Source organism: Deltaproteobacteria bacterium (genome assembly GCA_026712905.1).
Classification (GTDB): Bacteria; Desulfobacterota; Binatia; order UBA9968; family JAJDTQ01; genus JAJDTQ01.
This window is the reverse complement of the sequence record JAPOPM010000115.1, coordinates 1-15,897: the sequence shown is the minus strand read 5'-3', so window position 1 is coordinate 15,897 and position 15,897 is coordinate 1. Positions and strand designations below refer to the sequence as shown.

The following is a 15,897-nucleotide window of genomic DNA, read 5'->3' as shown; positions in this document are numbered from 1 at the left end:
TCATTTGGAGTTCCACGCCGGAATGCTTCCGGAACTCCTTGATCAGAAGCTTCTCCTCGGGCCGGACCAGTGAATGAAGCAAACCTATCTTCAAGCTCATTCCCCCCAGTCTTCCTCTTCCGAAGGCGCCTCTTCCACCGCCGGAGGATCGAGGCTGGTGACCTCCAACTCGGTGCCGCAGTCGGCGCAGGTGATCAGCTCGCCCTCCACCGCGTCATCCTCCAGTGCCAATTCCGCTCCGCAAACCGGACATTCAGCCATCGGCGGTTACCTCCTCGTAATCGTTCAGTGGGCGACCGCGGGTCGCCCCTACGGGAGCCGGGCCACGGCGGCGGCCGCGGGTCGCCCCTACGGATGCCGGGCCAGGGAGGGCGGCCGCCGGTCGCCCCTGTGCATGCATCTTCGCCAACACTTCCATGAGACAGCCCACCAAGCGGGATGCGGCTGTCGCGGTTATGACAGGACGGCCTTCGCGACCGTGGTGATGGCGTTGCGCAAGATTCCAACGATGTCGTCGATCTGCTCTTTCGTGACCACCAGCGGCGGACACACCGCCAGGGCATGGGTGCCACATACTCTCAGCAACAGGCCATGGGCGAGGCACTCGTCATAGACCTGCCGCGGCACCTGCTGGTCCACCGCGAAGGACTCCCGGGTCTCCCTGTCCTTCACCAGCTCCACCGCGGCGATGAGCCCCCGGCCGCGCACCTGGCCCACCATGGGCAGGTCCGCCAGCGTCGCCAGGCGATCCTGCATGTATGCGCCCAACTCCGCCGCCCGCTCCACCAGCCGTTCGCGCTCGATGATGTCGAGGTTGGCCAGCGCCGCGGCGCATACCACCGGATGTCCGGTGTAGGTGTAGCCGTGGTAGAACGCGTCGTCCGCCTTGGCCAGCAGGGTCTGGAAGAGCTCTTCCCGGAACAGCATGGCGCCCAGCGGCAGATAACCGCTGGTGATGCCCTTGGCCGTGACCAGCACGTCCGGCGTGACACCCTCGCCGGCGCACGCGAACAGGCTGCCGGTGCGGCCGAAGCCGGTGATCACCTCGTCGCAGACCATGAGGATACCATACCGGTCGCAGATTTCCCGAATCCTCGCCAGCCATCCCTCGGGCGGTACGATGACGCCGCCCACGCCCTGGACGGGCTCGGCCACGAACGCCGCGATGGCGTCCGGGCCTTCACGCTCCGCCAGCCGCTCCAGCTCGTCGGCACAGGCAAGCTGACAACTCGGCCAGGTCTTCCCCAGCTCGCAGCGGTAGCAGTGGGGCCGCGCCATGTGATGCACGTTTGGGAGGCCCGGCTCCATCTGCTGGTTGAACAGCGGTATTCCGGTCAGCATGGCGGCGCCGCTGGAGGAGCCGTGATAGCCCTGGTTCAGGGTGACGAACCGCGTCCTTTGGGGCTGGCCCTTGGCCTTCCAGTAGGCCCGCACCAGCCGGATCATGCTCTCGTTGGTCTCCGAGCCCCCGGACGTGAACACCACCCGGGTCAAACCTTCCGGCGCCATCTCCGCGAGCCGGGACGCCAACCGGACGGTGGGCTCCGAGGTGGGCCCGATGAGCGTAGGGGCGTAGGCGAGGCGGTCCATCTGGTCCGCCACCGCCCGGGTGATCTCCTTCCGGCCGTGGCCCACGTTGACGTTCCAGAGGGTGGAGAGGCCGTCGATGTAGCGCTTTCCCAGCGAGTCCCAGAAGTAGATCCCCTCCGCCCGTACGAAAACCGGCACGCCGTCGGCCTGGTGCCTCGACAGCGGCACGAAACCGTGGACGAGATGGTCCCGGTCGGCGCGGCTCATGGCCGCGGCGCGTTCGAGATCGACGGTGTCGGGCGGATTCATCGTGAGGTCCTATTCAGTCTTCTGGGCACGGTCCTGGGGTGCTGCGCGCTTGTGGCAATGGCGCCCGTTGAAAATGGCGTCCTTCGACTTCGCTACGCCTGTCCTGAGCCTTGTCGAAGGGCTCAGGACAGGCTTCGCGAAGCGAAGTCGAAGGATGAACGCAGTCCTGGCACGGTCCTACAGTCCGTAATAGCGCTTCGGGTTGTCGCACAGGATCTTCTTGCGCACATCGGCGCTGACGTCCTCCCGTGCGAAGAAGTCCGGCAGATCGTGGAAGAACTCCGAGCGCGCCCGCTCGTGGGGATAGTCCGAGGCCCACAGCACCTGGTCCCCGCCGAGCTGCTCCAGCACGTACGGCAGGCTCCGTTCGTCCACCTCGCAGGTGAAGAAGATGTTGCCGCCGCGGATGATGTCGCTGGGGCGCTGCTTCACCGCCAGCGCGTGGCCGCGCCGTTCCCAGTTCTCGTCCAGCGCGTCCATCATGAACGGCACCCAGCCGGTGCCGCACTCCAGATAGGCCACCCGCAGGTTGGGGAAGCGGTCGTACACGCCGGCGTTGATCATGCTCATCATCTGCACCATCTGGGGCATGGCGTGCTCCAGGGGCCGCGCCTCGGCCAGGCTCTCGAAGATGTCCAGGCCCAGGCCCGCCACCGGACCGCCGTGGACCGCCAGGGCGCAGTCGAGCCGCTCCGCTTCCGCGTAGATGGGGTCGAACTGGCTTCCGCCCAGACCCACCAGCGGCGCCATCACCGACGGGATCACACCCGCCACCATGCCCAGCTCGTCCACGCACCGGCGCAGTTCCGCGACCGCGGCGTCGATGTCCTGCACCGGCAGCAGCGCCACCCCCTTGAGCCGATCCGACTGGCGCCCGAAACAGTCGTACAGCCAGTCGTTGTAGGCCTGGGCAACGGCCACCGCCCAGCCCTTGTTCCGGATCTGGCCGTGGAACAGCGCGTTGCTGGGATAGAGAATGGTCTGCTCGATCTTCGACTCGTCGAGGAAGCTCAGCCAGTTGGCCGCGTCCGGCACCTCGGCCTTGTGGCGCGACGACATGCCGCGCATCCAGCCGTCGGTAAGGGGGAACAGGTAATACTCCCGGGTCCAGTCCTTCTCGTTCCAGGGAGCGGGCAGGTAGCGGCGCAGGTCCTTGTCCTGGTCCACCACGTGGCCGTCGGCGTCGATGATAGCGTGTTCACATTCCATGATCAGCCTCCACTATCCGGATTCGATACGCGCGGGGGTTGTCGCGCCTCAGCGGATCATCAGCCGTCCGGACTGGCCGGAGTAGTTGATGAAGACGGTCTTGAGCTCGGTGAAGAAGTTGAGGCCCTCCTCGGACATCTCGCGCTCGCCCACCCCGGTGGCCTTGATGCCGCCGAAAGGAAGCTGGGCCTCGCCGCCCACGGTGGGCTCGTTCACGTGCACCATGCCGGTCTCCACCTCCTCCACGAAGCGCATGACCTTGTCCACGTCCTGGGTGAAGATGGAAGTGGTGAGACCGAAGTCCACGGAGTTGGCGAACCGGATGGCCTCATCGAGGTCCGAGGCCGCGGCCACCGACAGCACCGGGCCGAAGATCTCTTCACGGAAGATGCGCATGTCGGGAGTGACGTCGTCGAACACCGTGGGTTCTACGTAGAAACCGTGGTCCAGCCCCTTGGGCTTGTTGCCGCCCGTCACCAGCCGGGCGCCCTCCTGCTTGCCGATTTCGATGTACTCCAGGTCGGTCTTCCACTGGCCCTCGTCCACCGCCGGCCCCATGTCCACGTCCGCGTCCAGGCCCGAGCCCACGCGGATCTTCTTCGCGTGTTCCTCCAGCCGGGCCACCAGCTCGCCGCGGGTGTCGCCGATGGCGATGACCCGGGACGTGGCGGTGCAGCGCTGGCCGGTGGAGCCGAAGGCGCCGTCACGGATAGCCACGGCCGCCTTGTCGAGGTCGCAGTCGGGCATGACGATGACCGCGTTCTTGCCGCCCATCTCGCAGGTGACCTTGGCGCCGCGGGAGGCCGCCTTGACGTAGAGGTCGCTGCCGATCTCGTTGGAGCCGGTGAACGACACCACCGGGATGCGCCGGGAGTTGACGATGGTCTCGCCCACGTCGCCGCCGGAGCCCACCACCACGTTGAATACGCCCTTGGGAATGCCGGCTTCCTCGTAGACCTCGGCCAGGAGGCCCGCCGTGGACGGGGTCAGGGACGCAGGCTTGAGCAGCACGGCGTTGCCCGCCACCAGCGCCGGCGCCGACTTCCACACCGGAATCGCCCAAGGAAAGTTCCACGGCGCGATGAGTCCCACCACGCCCATAGGCTGGCGGATGGTGTAGGTGAAGGTATCGCGCGCCTCGGACGGCAGGGTCTTGCCGCCAAGCCGGTAGCCGGCGCCGGCGTTGTACTCCAGCAGCGAGATCCCCTTGAGCACCTCGCCGCGGGCCTCCTTGAAGATCTTCCCTTCCTCGCGGGTCATCAACTCCGCGATCTCGTCCACGCGCCGGCGCGCGATGTCCGCCGCGCGCCAGATCACCCGGCCGCGCTCCGGTCCCGGCGTCTTGCGCCAGCCCTGGAACGCTTCCGCGGCCGCGTCGATGGCCCGTTCCGTGTCCGCGGCCGTGGCCATGGGAAACTCCGCGATGACGTCGCGGGTGTCGGCCGGATTGACGTTGCGGACCCGCCGCTCGGAACTGGGCTGGTACCATTCCCCGTTGATGAAAGAACCGGTTTGCATGCGCGTCTCCTTGGAGCGGTGTGGTGCGCCAGTGGCGAATTCGGGCGCGGGCGGTTTCGCAAGAACGTCGCCGCGCCATGTCGCAGGGCCTGTCGATGGCGTGCACTACGGCGCGGGTCTACGACCAGGGCCACCCGCGTCGGGCGTGTGTCGGATTAAAAAAGACATGCGGTTCCGTGTCAAGCGTTCGTCCGCTAGGAGCCAGCGCCGCAGAAGACTGGTTGAATTGTCACGCCCCCGGATCGTCATTCCCGCGAAAGCGGGAATCCAGGGGTGGTGGGGGAAGAAACACGTCGCTCACCCCGCCCAACCCCTGGATTCCCGCTTTCGCGGGAATGACGATCCGGGGGCTAGTGTGCCGCGTCACAGCACACTATACTCCTGTCGAGCTTGGCGAAGCACATGAGACAAACATGAAACAAGTCACCATCTATACCGACGGCGCGTGCATCGGGAACCCGGGTCCGGGTGGTTACGGGACCGTGCTCCTTTACAATACGGCTACGCCTACCCGCAGGGAGCTGAGCGGCGGATACCGCAGGACCACCAACAACCGCATGGAGATCATGGCGGTTCTAGCCGGTCTCCGTTCCCTCACGGAACCGTGCCGCGTGACCCTCTACAGCGACTCCCGCTACGTGGTGGACGCCATGTCCAAGGGATGGGCCGAGAGCTGGCGTGCGAAGGGATGGAGGAAGGGCGACAAGGCGCCCGCGCTGAATCCCGACCTCTGGGCCGAGATGCTGGAGCTGTCCGAACGGCACGAGATCGAGTACCGCTGGGTCAAGGGCCACGCGGGCGACCCGGAGAACGAACGCTGCGACGAGCTGGCGGTGACCGCCGCGCGCGGAGCGGACCTGGCCCGGGATGAAGTCTACGAGCGCGGCCATCCCGGATCGAGGGGTCGTCGGCGCTAAGAAGCATTGCGGTTTCCCTTGAAATCTGTGCAGCCATCGATCATATTTCAAGGTGATGGAACTCGCACGGGAACGTCATCTCCGGCGTGTCGCATTGTTGTTGGACGAGTTCCCGGTGGTCGCGTTGCTGGGTGCCCGACAGGTCGGCAAGTCCACGCTGGCCGGGCAACTCATCGAATCCCGGCAAGGCCCGTCGGCATGGTTCGACCTGGAGAACCCCGTCGACCTCACTCGTCTGGCCGATCCGGGTCTGGAGCTGCGCCCGCTGCGGGGGCTTGTGGTCCTCGACGAGATCCAGCGGCTACCGGAAGTGTTTCCCCTCTTGCGCGTGTTGGCGGACCGGCCTGGAACCCCGGCGCGTTTCCTCGTGCTGGGGAGCGCCTCGCCCACACTGCTCCGCCAAACCTCCGAAACCCTGGCGGGGCGCGTGGCGTTCCACGAACTGGATGGGTTCGGACTCGACGAGGTGGACGACCTGGAGCGGCTGTGGCTGCGCGGCGGGTTCCCGCGTTCGTATCTTGCCACCTCCGCTCCCGCGAGCCGCCGTTGGCGTGATGGTTTCATCCAGACTTTCCTGGCCCGGGACGTGCCGGAGCTCGGCAGTCTGATTCCTTCCACAACGTTGCACCGTTTCTGGACGATGCTGGCCCACTGGCACGGCCGGTTGTGGAACGGCGCGGAGCTGGGCCGCGCCTTCGGCGTATCCCACACCACTGTCCGACGCTACCTCGACCTTCTCACCTCGGTGTTCATGGTCCGGCAGTTGCAGCCCTGGCACGAAAACATCGCCAAGCGGCAGGTGCGCTCGCCCAAGGTCTTCATCAACGACTCGGGCCTGCTACATGCACTGCTGGGTCTGACGACGCGCGAAGACGTGGTCTCCCACCCTGTCGTCGGGCCGTCTTGGGAAGGATTCGTGGTCCAACAGGTCATTCACCTGCTGGGCGCCCGTCCCGAGCAGTGCTACCACTGGTCGACCCACGCCGGCGCGGAACTCGATCTGCTGATACTGGCGGGCAACCGGCGGTACGGGTTCGAAGTCAAACGCGCCGAAGCGCCCCGGGTGACGGCGTCCATGCGCATCGCCTTCGAGACGCTCGGCCTTGAACGGCTGGACGTCGTGCACGCCGGCACGCGAAGCTACCGGATGGCGCCGGGCATCCGGGCGTTACCCGCGGCCGACCTTGATGCGACACTCTCTCCCTTGCCGGAGTGAGGTCGCCGACCCTCCTCCCTATGAATAATCCCGCCCGATGTTAAATTAGAGTCCATGAAAGTCGGACTCACCGGATTCTCAAGAGCAGGCAAGACCACCCTTTACAACGCCCTCACGGGCCTCAGCACCGAGGTGGGGGGCTTCGAGACGCGCCACGAGGCGGCCATGGCCGTGGTCAAGGTGCCGGACCCGCGCGTGGACGCGCTGAGCGAGATCGTCCATCCCAAGGACAAGAAATACGCGGAAGTCACCTTCCTGGACTTTCCGCCGTCGCAGGAGCGCAAGGCCGCCCTCGAAAACCAGTCCCTGGCGCAGCTCCGGGAAGTGGACGCCCTGGCGCAGGTGGTGCGGGCCTTCGAGGACCCGTTGGCCAACGAGCCGCCGGCGCCCGTGCGGGACCTCAACGCCTTTCAGGTGGAGCTGATTCTCGCGGACCTGTCGGTCATCGAGAAGCGCCTGGAGCGCATCCGCAAGGAGGCCAACAAGGACCACCGGCGCGAGCTGGACCTTCTGACACGCTGCCAGGGCATCCTGGAGGAGGAACGGCCCCTGCGCGGACTGGAGTTCCTGCCCGAGGAACGGACCCTGCTGTCGGGCTTCGCCTTCCTGAGCGGCAAGCCGCTGCTCGTGGTCTACAACACCGGCGAGGACGCCCTGCAGGAGCCCCTGCCCGCCGACGTGGCGGGATACGCCGAGGCCGAAAACCTCACCGTGGTGCCGGTGTGCGGCAAGCTCGAGATGGAGATCGCCCAGCTCGACCCGGACGAGCGCGCCGACTTCCTGTCCGAACTGGGACTCTCCGAAACCGCCCGCGACCGTTTCATCCGCTACGCCTACGACCACCTCCACCTCATGAGCTTCTTCACCGCCGGCCCCATGGAGGTGCGCGCCTGGACCATCGCCCGCGACACCGCCGCGGTCAACGCCGCCGGCAAGATCCACTCCGACATCGAACGCGGCTTCATCCGCGCCGAGGTCATCTCCTACGACGACTACATCGAACACAAGGGCGAATCCGGCTGCCGCACGGCAGGCAAGCTGCGGTTGGAAGGCAAGGAATACCGGGTGCAGGACGGGGACGTCATGCACATCCGGTTCAATGTGTGACCGTCGGAAGAACGCGCGACGGCCGGCGGGGTCACGAGCGAAGCCAGAGCCGAAGCGGTGTCCAATCCGAGACGTGGACGAAGTCGTGGTCCGTGGACAGCATGATTAGATCATGCCGGATGCAAAGCTGAGCAAGCAACGCGTCTATGGTACCGACCTGGACACCGTGCCGGCGGCATTCGTTGCGCAGTTCCGCAGCGGCGATATAGTCGTCACGGTTCGGTTCGATCGTGCGAATCGCCGCGAAACGCTCGATTATCTCCGTGCGGGCTCTGGCTCCCTGATAACCCTGCAACAGTTCCTGCAGTACGATTCCCGTGGTGTGAACAGCCTCGCCGCCACCGAGTGCATCCCGCAAACGCTGAACCTCCGGCTCTTCAGAGGGCCGATTTCGACGAAGAGCAAGCGACCAGACGCTGGTGTCCACGAACAGCCTCACGTACGCGTCCGTTCACGCTTGTAGTCGTAGTTGTCGTCCCAGTCGAATTGACTAAAGAGCTCGAGCAGCCGTTCCTGTTCTCGCCGCGCGATAAACTCCTGCAGTGCCTTGTTGACGGTGGCCTTCTTCGTCCTTTCACCCCCGACTTTCAGGGCTTTCTCCAACAGGTCCACATCTATCGCCAAGTTTGTCGCCATGAACCACTCCTACACATAACCTTACACAACTTGAGCAGCATTAGAGTACATTGTCAACAAACATTCACCGCCAGCCCCATACCCGACCCCAGGCATGCTTCTCCAGGACCTTCATCGAAGCGAGTTGCTCACGAGATCCTACCTTCCCGCAGTCGAAACGGCTTGACCTGTTCGTCATCAAGGACTACGTCCCAACAAGACATGGAGGTCTTTTGAATGAAGAAGTTTTCCATCCTCCGACACGCAACTTCGGGCTATGAAGTCGTCAAGAACGGCTGGAGCTGGCCGGCCTTCTTCTTCACCTGGATCTGGGCGTTCGTGAAGAAGCTATGGCTGATTGGCGTGATCGTGTTCCTGTTCGGGATTCGTGTTCCTGTTCGGGATCCTTGCGAGCTCGATCCCGGAGGCTTGGCTGCTCGGTGAGTTGCTCATTTCCGTCATGATGGGCGCGAAGGGAAACGAGCTACGGCTCAAGCGACTGCAAGAGTCGGGATACGAACCGGTGGCAATCGTGGAGGCGAGGACGCCCGACGGTGCGCTGGCCGCGCATATGGCTTCGGACGGGGATGATGACCCGATCCCGCCGGAAGGAATCGTGAGGTAGGCCGCGCCGGTCAGGCGCATCCGCCACACACCCCGCTTGCCGATCCCTGGTCGAGCCCGGAATGACGACAAATGATTGAGCGAGCCCGCACCGAGCGCTAACACTGTCGTAACCCGGAAATCGTGGTCGCAAGCCTCTCGGCCAGTACATCAACATGCTGCGCGGCGACCGCCGGGTCAATCGCCCATCCCGTTATCGAGTTTTGCGATGTGCCGCCTATCTTCTCGGCAAAGGTTTGCGACTCAAACCAACCGTGCATTTCATCAACAATAGATCGGGCTTCTGCAGGAAAGTTGACCCAGTTGGTGGTGCCGAAAGTGAACCCTTTAGTGCCCGCCCACCAGATCTGCGCTGAGGGGTAAAACCAAGCCACGCTGATCGGAGACGCCTGGAACGAACAGGCTATTCGAACCGAGACACCCTGTACCCCCAAGTAGATTTCGGCACCGGCATTCTCGGCGGCGGTTATGAGACGCCGGGCGACGGAGCTGTCTACAAAACGGCCATAGAATTCGTCGAGTGCACGTATCCTGCTACCGCGCGGCCGAACGCCCAGCTTCGCGACGGTGCGTCCAATGACCTGAGGCACCAGTGTGGTATGCGACGCACCCCGGAACTGTTTGATCTCCACCGCCAGCACCTCAACGTCCGGCATCTGCTCGTTCAGAAACTCCACCACCCGAGCCAACTCGTCGGGAATCCAGTCGGCAACGAACAACAACCGGAGCCGGCGGGCGGCAAGGTTGGTCGCCACCCGTTCCCAGAACGCCTCGACATCAACCCCGTCACCCTCCTCGGATTGCAGCAACACAGCCAGCCGGCTTTCAGCATCTTCGCCAGCTTCGAAGGCCCGCCGCAGTTCGTCCGCCTTCCATTCCTCACTGAATCATCGTATTCGGCAGGAACAGCGCGATCTCCGGGAAGGCCACCAGGATGGCGAGGCAGACGGCCATGGCGATCCAGAAGGGAAAGATGCCGGCGAAGATCCGGCTCATGGGGACGTCTTCGGCGATGCCCTTGACCACGAAGACGTTGACGCCCACGGGCGGGCTGATGAGGCCCATCTCCAGGACGATGACCATGACCACGCCGAACCAGATGGGGTCGTAGCCCAGGGTGAGGATGATGGGGTGGACGATGGGGAGGGTGAGCACCAGCATGGCGAAGCCCTCCAGGAACATGCCCAGCACAATGTAGGCGGCCAGCAGGATGGCGAGGACGGCGACCCGCGGCAGCTCCATGCCCACCAGGAGCTCGGCGAGATCCGAGGGGATGTGGGTGAGCGCCAGGAACGGGTTGAAGATGTGGGCGCCCACCAGGATGAGGAACACCAGGGCGGTGGTGCGGACGCTCTCCAGCGCCAGGGACGACAACGAAGACACCGTCAGGCGGCCCCGCGCCAGCGCCAGCAGGGCCGCCAGGAAGGCGCCCACGCCGGCGGCCTCGGTGGGGGTGAACAGGCCGGCGTAGATGCCGCCGATGGTGACCACCACCACGCCGATCATGGCGCTGGCCTGGCGGAAAGCGCGGATGCGGTCCATGACGGTGGAGGCCGGCCCGGGCGGCCCAAGGTCCGGGTTGATGCGGGTCTGGATGAAGATCGACAGGATGAACAGCGCGGTGAGCAGCAGTCCCGGGAAGAACCCGGCCAGGAACAGGCGGCCGATGGACTCCTCGGTGAGGATGGCGTAGATCACGAAGCCCGTGCTGGGCGGGATGAGAATGCCCAGGGTGCCGCCAGCCGCGATGGCGCCGGTGGAAAGGCGCGAATCATAGCGGTAGGCGCGCATCTCGGGCAGCGCCACCTTGCCCATGGTCACGGCCGCGGCCACCGAAGAGCCCGAGAGGGCGGCGAACCCGGCGCAGGCGGCGATGGTGGCGGACGCCAGCCCGCCGCGCCAGTGCCCGAACCAGGCGTAGGCCGCGGCGTAGAGGTCGCGGCTCATGCCGGAAACCGTGGCGAAGTTCCCCATCAGCACGAACAGCGGGATGACGATGAGCTCGTAGTTGGTGGCGATGACGAAGGGCTCGCTGCCGAGCACGGCCAGGGCCGGCCCCCAGCCGTTGAGGACGCCGAACCCCAGCACGCCCACGAGCATCATGGCGATGCCCACGGGCATCCTGAGCGCCAGGAGCACGAACAGACCCGCCAATCCCACAAGACCCGCGGCGGTGGGACTCATTCAGCCTTCTCTTGGGGAGTCTGGGGAGCCCGGAAGATGCCGGCGGCGGCCTGGAGCAGCAGCACCAGGGCGAACAGAAGCCAGCCGACGCTCATCAGGAACACGAACGGATAGTGGGGGATCTCCACGAGGTTGCTGGCCTCGCCGTACTCCACGGCGTCGAACCCCTGCCCCATGGCCTGCCACGCGACGACGGCGAACAGCGCCGCCCCCAGGAACCGCATCAGGGTGTCGGTGTAGCGCAGCCGGCTCTCCCCCACCACCGTGCTGATGAGGTCCACGGCCACGTGGCCGCCGGTCCAGCCGCAGTAGGGGATCCCCATGAACACCACCACGGCCAGGCTCAGCTCGGAGATGTCCTGCGCGCCCAGGATGGGCGCGTTGAAGACGTAGCGCATCACCACCGCCACCACCGTCAGCAGCATCAGCCACAGCAGCGCGGCCCCGGCCGCGTAGGCCAGGAGCCGGGTGGTCCAGTCGGCCACCCCGGTCCCCGGCAACGCGGCACGCGATTCTTCACTCATGGATTACGCGAAGCCGGACGGCCGGCCTATCCGCCCATGGCCGCGAGGATCTTCTCCGCGTCGATGCCCTTGGCGGAGAGAGCCTTGACGGTCGCGGCCCGGACCCCGCTCAGGGCCTTGCGGAAGCGCTTGTCCTCGGCGTCCGACAGCGTGATCACTTCGCCCCGGCCGCTCTTCTTCTCCCCCGCCAGCGCGCCCGCCCCGGCCTTCTTGTAGATGCCGGCCGCCTTGACGCTCAAGGCCTGGCCCGAGGTCTCGTCGACGATCTTCTTGTGCTCCGCCGAGAGGCCGTCGTAGGCCTTCTTGTTCATCACCAGGAAGAACGCCGTGTTGGCGAACGGCCCGACGGTGTAGTACTTGGCCACCTCGCCGATCTTGAAGCTCCGGATGACGCTCGGCGCCACCATGAGCCCGTCCACCACGCCGGTCTTGAGGGCGTTGTACATGCGCGTCACCGGCATGGCCACGGGGGTGGCTCCCAGCGCCTTGATGATGTCGCCCTGGAGCTTCGAGGGGGTGCGGATCTTCATGCCCTTGACGTCGTCCAGGGTCCGCACCGCCTTGTTGCGGGTCATGATGACCGCCTTGTCATTGGTCCACAGCGCCAGCACCTTGGTCCGGGTGTACTCGCCCTGGACGGCGCCGATGGCCTTCCACAGCATCTTGGTGGCCACCACCGCGTCCGGCGCGATGCCCGGCAGCTCCACCAACAGCGTCCTCGGGAACAGCGGCGAGCTGTACCCCTGCAGGCCGAAGGTGATGTCCGCGATGCCGTCCGCCGCCCGCTTGTACTGGGCCACCGGCCCCTTGCCAAGCTCGCCGCCGGGATAGATCCGCACCGTCAGCGAGCCATTGCTGCGCTTGGCCACCTCTTCGCCCCACGGCCGCATCACCAGCCGGTCCATGGGATGTTTGGGCGAGGTGAAGTGGGCAAGCTTGAGCTCCGCCGCTTGCACCGACGCCGCGGCCCCCAGCAGCAGGCCTCCAACCACCAACGCCAGCGCCAACCTTTCGAAACAAACCTTGAGGAATGAGGACATGGTCCGTTCTCCTTTCGCAATGCGCACGTTTTCACCGATTTGCATGCCCGCCAGGCGATTGCCGGCAGCGGCACGCAGACTAGCCGAAGAGCCGGAGAAGTGTCAAACGCGCGACGGCTACGGAATTCGTCATTCCCGCCCCCCGATTCGTCATTCCCTGCCCCTCGATTCGTCATTCCCTGCCCCTCGATTCGTCATTCCCGCGGAAGCGGGAATCCAGGGGCGGTGGTGGGGTACCGCAGCGGCGTTTCCCCGCCTCGCCACCCCTGGATTCCCGCTTCCGCGGGAATGACGAATCGGGGGGGGAATGACGAATCGGGGGGGGGAATGACGAATCGGGGGGCGGGAATGACGGATCGGGGGGCGGGAATGACGCAGGGAGCGTGGGAATGACGACTGTGGCACGTCGTTGCCTCGATTCTGTTCCGGAGTCGCGTCCGTTATATTCAATTCTGGAGGACAGCCGACACCCCAACCCGAAGGAGCCCCATGCAGAAGATCATCGAGTCGCTGGCGGTGTACTGGGAGCGGCGCATGGCGCGCATCTTCCTCCTCGGGATCATCAGCGGGTTTCCCTGGGTGCTCATCGGCAGCAGCCTCACCCTCTGGCTCAAGGAAGACGGCCTGAGCCGCACCACCATCGGCTTCGCCGGACTGATCTTCGGGGTCTACGCGATCAACTTCCTCTGGGCGCCACTCATCGACCGCATCCGCATCCCGTGGCTCACCGGCAAGCTCGGCCACCGGCGCGCCTGGATCCTCACGCTGCAGGCCGTGATCGTGGTGTCCCTCGCGCTCTGGAGCTTCGCCGACCCCACCGCCAACTTGGGCTGGGTGGTGGGCATCGGCCTCACCATCGCCATCGCGTCCGCCACCCAGGACATCGCCGTGGACGCGTTGCGCATCGAGCAGGTGGGCACCACCGAAGGCGAAGCCATGGCCGCCGGCGCCGCCACCGCGGTGGTAGGCTGGTGGACCGGCTACAAGCTCGGCGGCATCATCGCGCTGGAGACCGCCACCGCCTTCCAGAACGCCGGGGTGGAGGACTATTGGCAGGCCACCTTCCTCGTCCTCGGCGCGGTGGTGATCCTCACGAACATCGGCCTGCTGTTCGTGCACGAGCAGGGCACGGCGGAACGCATCGCGTCGCAGGCCGCGGAGGAGGACCGGATCGCGTCCACTCTCGGGGTGGCCGGCCCGATGGGCCACGCCGCCGCGTGGCTCGGCGGCACCGTGGTCAGCCCGCTGGCGAGCTTCTTCCGGCGCAACGGCGTCGCCATCGCCCTCACCGTGCTCGGGTTCATCTTCCTGTTCAAGATCGGCGAAGCCTTCATGGGGCGCATGTCGATCCTGTTCTACCGGGAGATCGGCTTCTCCAAGTCCGAGATCGCCCTCTACTCCAAGGGCCTCGGCTGGGTCACCACGGTGGGCTTTACCGTGCTGGGCGGGTTCTTCGCCATCCGCATGGGCCTCATCCGGGCCATGTTCCTGTCGGGCATCGCCATGGCCGCCACCAACCTGCTCTTCGCCGTGCTGTTCTGGGTGGGCAAGTCCGAGGCCCTGTTCGCCGCGGCCGTGGTCGTGGACGACCTCACCAGCGCCTTCGCCACCGTCACCTTCGTGGCCTTCATCTCCATGCTGGTGGACCGCACCTACACCGCCACCCAGTACGCCCTGATGGCCTCCATCGGCACCGCCGGACGCACCATCCTGGCCGGCGCCTCCGGCGCCCTGGTGGACTGGCTGGAGGGAGACTGGGCCACTTTTTTCGTGATCACCACGCTGATGGTGATCCCGTCGCTCATATGCCTGTGGGCGATACGGGGAAAGCTCCGGGAAATGCTGGCGGGGGCGGAGGTAAGGCTATTGGGACGGCACGTGGAGGACGAAGCGGAGGGGACGCGTTAAAGTTGCCGCCGGTCTGACTATCCCGCGGCCTGGAGCGAGTCCTCCACCCGGCGCGCGTGGTACTTCCGTTCGTTGGGGTCGAGATGGCGTTTCCGCAGCCGGAGGTTGCACGGCGTCACCTCGATCAGTTCGTCTTGGCGGATGAACTCGATGGCCTGCTCCAGGGACATGCGTAAGGGCGGCACGATCTTTTCGATACCCTTGAGGCCGGAAGACCGCATGTTCGTCAGCTTCCGCTCCTTGGTGATGTTCACGTCAAGGTCCTTGTCGCGGCTGCTCTGTCCCACCAGCATGCCGCCGTACACCGGCTCGGTGGGGCCGACGAACAGCTCGCCCCGCTCCTGGAGGTTGAACATCGCATAGCCGGTCACACGGCCCCTGCGGTCGGCAACCAGCGCGCCGTTGGACCGATGGACGATGTCGCCCGCCCAGGGACGGTAGCCGATGAACATGTGGGTGAGGGTTCCCGTGCCCTTCGTGTCGGTGAGGAACTCGGTGCGGTAACCGATCAGCCCGCGACTGGGCACCTCGATCTCCAGACGGACCCTTCCGGAACCACGGTCCGCCAGCTTGACCAGGACGCCCCGGCGCGTGCCGAGCTTCTGGACGACGATTCCCTGGTGCTCTTCATCGGTCTCGATGAGAGCCAGCTCGTAGGGCTCATGGACCGCGTCGTCGACGGTGCGGGTCAACACCCGCGGCATGCCTACCGAGAACTCGTACCCTTCCCGCCGCATCTGTTCGATCAGGACGGCGAGCTGCAGTTCTCCCCGGCCGTACACCAGGAAGCGGTCGGAAGACTCGATGGACTCCACCCGGATCGCCAGGTTGTGCTCCGCCTCCTTGAGCAGTCGCGCCCGCAGGTGACGCGAGGTCAGGTAGCGGCCGTCCTTGCCGCTGAACGGCGAGTCGTTGATGGAGAACTCCATCGACAGCGTGGGTTCCTCCACGTCGAGCGCCGGCAGCGGCTGGGGATCCTCGCCGTCGGCGATGCTCTCGCCCAGCCCGATGCCGGTCATTCCCGCCAGCGCGACGATCTCTCCGGGGCCCGCGATTTGCACCGGGACCCGGCCGACGCCCTCGTAGATGAACAGCTCCGCCACCGCGGCCGGGGTCTGGGAACCGTCGCGGCGGCACAGGGTCACCGGCTGCCGGTGCCGCACCGTGCCGTCCACCACGCGGCCGATGGCCAGCGG

At 65.7% G+C, this 15,897-nt stretch carries 16 protein-coding genes; 5 read left to right on the top strand and 11 right to left on the bottom strand.

The annotated features are described in order from the left end of the window. Positions 1-96: 96 nt before the first annotated feature. The 4 genes from lysW to OXF11_08865 all read right to left on the bottom strand — a co-directional run bounded on the left by lysW (position 97) and on the right by OXF11_08865 (position 4,566). Positions 97-261, bottom strand: a complete 165-nt coding sequence (gene lysW / locus OXF11_08880; GenBank protein ID MCY4487213.1) for a lysine biosynthesis protein LysW — start codon at positions 259-261, stop codon at positions 97-99. Between the two features lie 192 nt (positions 262-453). Next, entirely contained in the window at positions 454-1,839 is a 1,386-nt protein-coding gene (locus OXF11_08875) for an aspartate aminotransferase family protein (protein ID MCY4487212.1), read from the bottom strand. Positions 1,840-2,016: 177 nt separating this feature from the next. Next, the gene (locus tag OXF11_08870) at positions 2,017-3,048 is read right to left on the bottom strand and encodes an amidohydrolase family protein (protein MCY4487211.1); all 1,032 of its coding nucleotides are present in this window, start codon (positions 3,046-3,048) and stop codon (positions 2,017-2,019) included. Positions 3,049-3,096: 48 nt separating this feature from the next. Continuing rightward, complete coding sequence (locus OXF11_08865) at positions 3,097-4,566, bottom strand: aldehyde dehydrogenase family protein (GenBank protein MCY4487210.1); 1,470 nt, start codon at positions 4,564-4,566, stop codon at positions 3,097-3,099. A gap of 413 nt (positions 4,567-4,979) precedes the next feature. Between OXF11_08865 and rnhA the strand changes: the two genes are divergently transcribed. Genes rnhA through OXF11_08850 form a run of 3 tightly spaced genes read left to right on the top strand, consistent with a single transcriptional unit; the run spans position 4,980 to position 7,806 of the window. Continuing rightward, positions 4,980-5,483, top strand: coding sequence for a ribonuclease HI (gene rnhA / locus OXF11_08860; protein MCY4487209.1), 504 nt, complete (start codon positions 4,980-4,982; stop codon positions 5,481-5,483). A 55-nt stretch (positions 5,484-5,538) separates the two neighbouring features. Continuing rightward, the gene (locus tag OXF11_08855) at positions 5,539-6,699 is read left to right on the top strand and encodes an ATP-binding protein (protein MCY4487208.1); all 1,161 of its coding nucleotides are present in this window, start codon (positions 5,539-5,541) and stop codon (positions 6,697-6,699) included. A 54-nt stretch (positions 6,700-6,753) separates the two neighbouring features. After that, positions 6,754-7,806 (top strand): DUF933 domain-containing protein, encoded by a 1,053-nt coding sequence (locus OXF11_08850; protein MCY4487207.1) that lies wholly within the window; start codon positions 6,754-6,756, stop codon positions 7,804-7,806. Between the two features lie 31 nt (positions 7,807-7,837). Here OXF11_08850 and OXF11_08845 read toward each other — a convergent pair whose 3' ends face one another. Both OXF11_08845 and OXF11_08840 read right to left on the bottom strand, forming a co-directional pair. Then, on the bottom strand, positions 7,838-8,233 hold the full coding sequence (locus tag OXF11_08845; protein MCY4487206.1) for a PIN domain-containing protein: 396 nt from the start codon (positions 8,231-8,233) through the stop codon (positions 7,838-7,840). Between the two features lie 8 nt (positions 8,234-8,241). Next, on the bottom strand, positions 8,242-8,442 hold the full coding sequence (locus tag OXF11_08840) for a type II toxin-antitoxin system VapB family antitoxin (GenBank protein MCY4487205.1): 201 nt from the start codon (positions 8,440-8,442) through the stop codon (positions 8,242-8,244). 216 nt (positions 8,443-8,658) lie between these two features. Here OXF11_08840 and OXF11_08835 point away from each other — a divergent pair, with 216 nt between their 5' ends. Further along, the gene (locus tag OXF11_08835; GenBank protein MCY4487204.1) at positions 8,659-8,865 is read left to right on the top strand and encodes a DUF2628 domain-containing protein; all 207 of its coding nucleotides are present in this window, start codon (positions 8,659-8,661) and stop codon (positions 8,863-8,865) included. A 278-nt stretch (positions 8,866-9,143) separates the two neighbouring features. Here OXF11_08835 and OXF11_08830 read toward each other — a convergent pair whose 3' ends face one another. The 4 genes from OXF11_08830 to OXF11_08815 all read right to left on the bottom strand — a co-directional run bounded on the left by OXF11_08830 (position 9,144) and on the right by OXF11_08815 (position 12,793). Next, the gene (locus OXF11_08830) at positions 9,144-9,854 is read right to left on the bottom strand and encodes a hypothetical protein (GenBank protein MCY4487203.1); all 711 of its coding nucleotides are present in this window, start codon (positions 9,852-9,854) and stop codon (positions 9,144-9,146) included. Positions 9,855-9,924: 70 nt separating this feature from the next. Beyond that, entirely contained in the window at positions 9,925-11,229 is a 1,305-nt protein-coding gene (locus OXF11_08825) for a TRAP transporter large permease (GenBank protein MCY4487202.1), read from the bottom strand. Further along, positions 11,226-11,753, bottom strand: coding sequence for a TRAP transporter small permease (locus tag OXF11_08820; GenBank protein MCY4487201.1), 528 nt, complete (start codon positions 11,751-11,753; stop codon positions 11,226-11,228). The genes OXF11_08825 and OXF11_08820 overlap by 4 nt, the downstream gene beginning before the upstream one ends. A 26-nt stretch (positions 11,754-11,779) precedes the next feature. Continuing rightward, positions 11,780-12,793, bottom strand: a complete 1,014-nt coding sequence (locus tag OXF11_08815) for a TRAP transporter substrate-binding protein (protein ID MCY4487200.1) — start codon at positions 12,791-12,793, stop codon at positions 11,780-11,782. A 489-nt stretch (positions 12,794-13,282) separates the two neighbouring features. Here OXF11_08815 and OXF11_08810 point away from each other — a divergent pair, with 489 nt between their 5' ends. Next, complete coding sequence (locus tag OXF11_08810) at positions 13,283-14,701, top strand: MFS transporter (GenBank protein MCY4487199.1); 1,419 nt, start codon at positions 13,283-13,285, stop codon at positions 14,699-14,701. A 17-nt stretch (positions 14,702-14,718) separates the two neighbouring features. Here OXF11_08810 and OXF11_08805 read toward each other — a convergent pair. Further along, a partial coding sequence (locus tag OXF11_08805) for a translational GTPase TypA (protein MCY4487198.1) occupies positions 14,719-15,897 on the bottom strand: 1,179 nt, incomplete at its 5' end.

Coding starts and splice junctions, on each gene's coding strand:
- OXF11_08865 (MCY4487210.1), bottom strand. CDS start 4,566: ATGCAAACCGGTTCTTTCATCAACGGGGAATGGTACCAGCCCAGTTCC.
- OXF11_08820 (MCY4487201.1), bottom strand. CDS start 11,753: ATGAGTGAAGAATCGCGTGCCGCGTTGCCGGGGACCGGGGTGGCCGAC.
- OXF11_08810 (MCY4487199.1), top strand. CDS start 13,283: ATGCAGAAGATCATCGAGTCGCTGGCGGTGTACTGGGAGCGGCGCATG.
- OXF11_08815 (MCY4487200.1), bottom strand. CDS start 12,793: ATGTCCTCATTCCTCAAGGTTTGTTTCGAAAGGTTGGCGCTGGCGTTG.
- OXF11_08875 (MCY4487212.1), bottom strand. CDS start 1,839: ATGAATCCGCCCGACACCGTCGATCTCGAACGCGCCGCGGCCATGAGC.
- OXF11_08835 (MCY4487204.1), top strand. CDS start 8,659: ATGAAGAAGTTTTCCATCCTCCGACACGCAACTTCGGGCTATGAAGTC.
- OXF11_08870 (MCY4487211.1), bottom strand. CDS start 3,048: ATGGAATGTGAACACGCTATCATCGACGCCGACGGCCACGTGGTGGAC.
- OXF11_08840 (MCY4487205.1), bottom strand. CDS start 8,442: ATGGCGACAAACTTGGCGATAGATGTGGACCTGTTGGAGAAAGCCCTG.
- OXF11_08855 (MCY4487208.1), top strand. CDS start 5,539: ATGGAACTCGCACGGGAACGTCATCTCCGGCGTGTCGCATTGTTGTTG.
- OXF11_08850 (MCY4487207.1), top strand. CDS start 6,754: ATGAAAGTCGGACTCACCGGATTCTCAAGAGCAGGCAAGACCACCCTT.
- rnhA (MCY4487209.1), top strand. CDS start 4,980: ATGAAACAAGTCACCATCTATACCGACGGCGCGTGCATCGGGAACCCG.
- lysW (MCY4487213.1), bottom strand. CDS start 261: ATGGCTGAATGTCCGGTTTGCGGAGCGGAATTGGCACTGGAGGATGAC.
- OXF11_08825 (MCY4487202.1), bottom strand. CDS start 11,229: ATGAGTCCCACCGCCGCGGGTCTTGTGGGATTGGCGGGTCTGTTCGTG.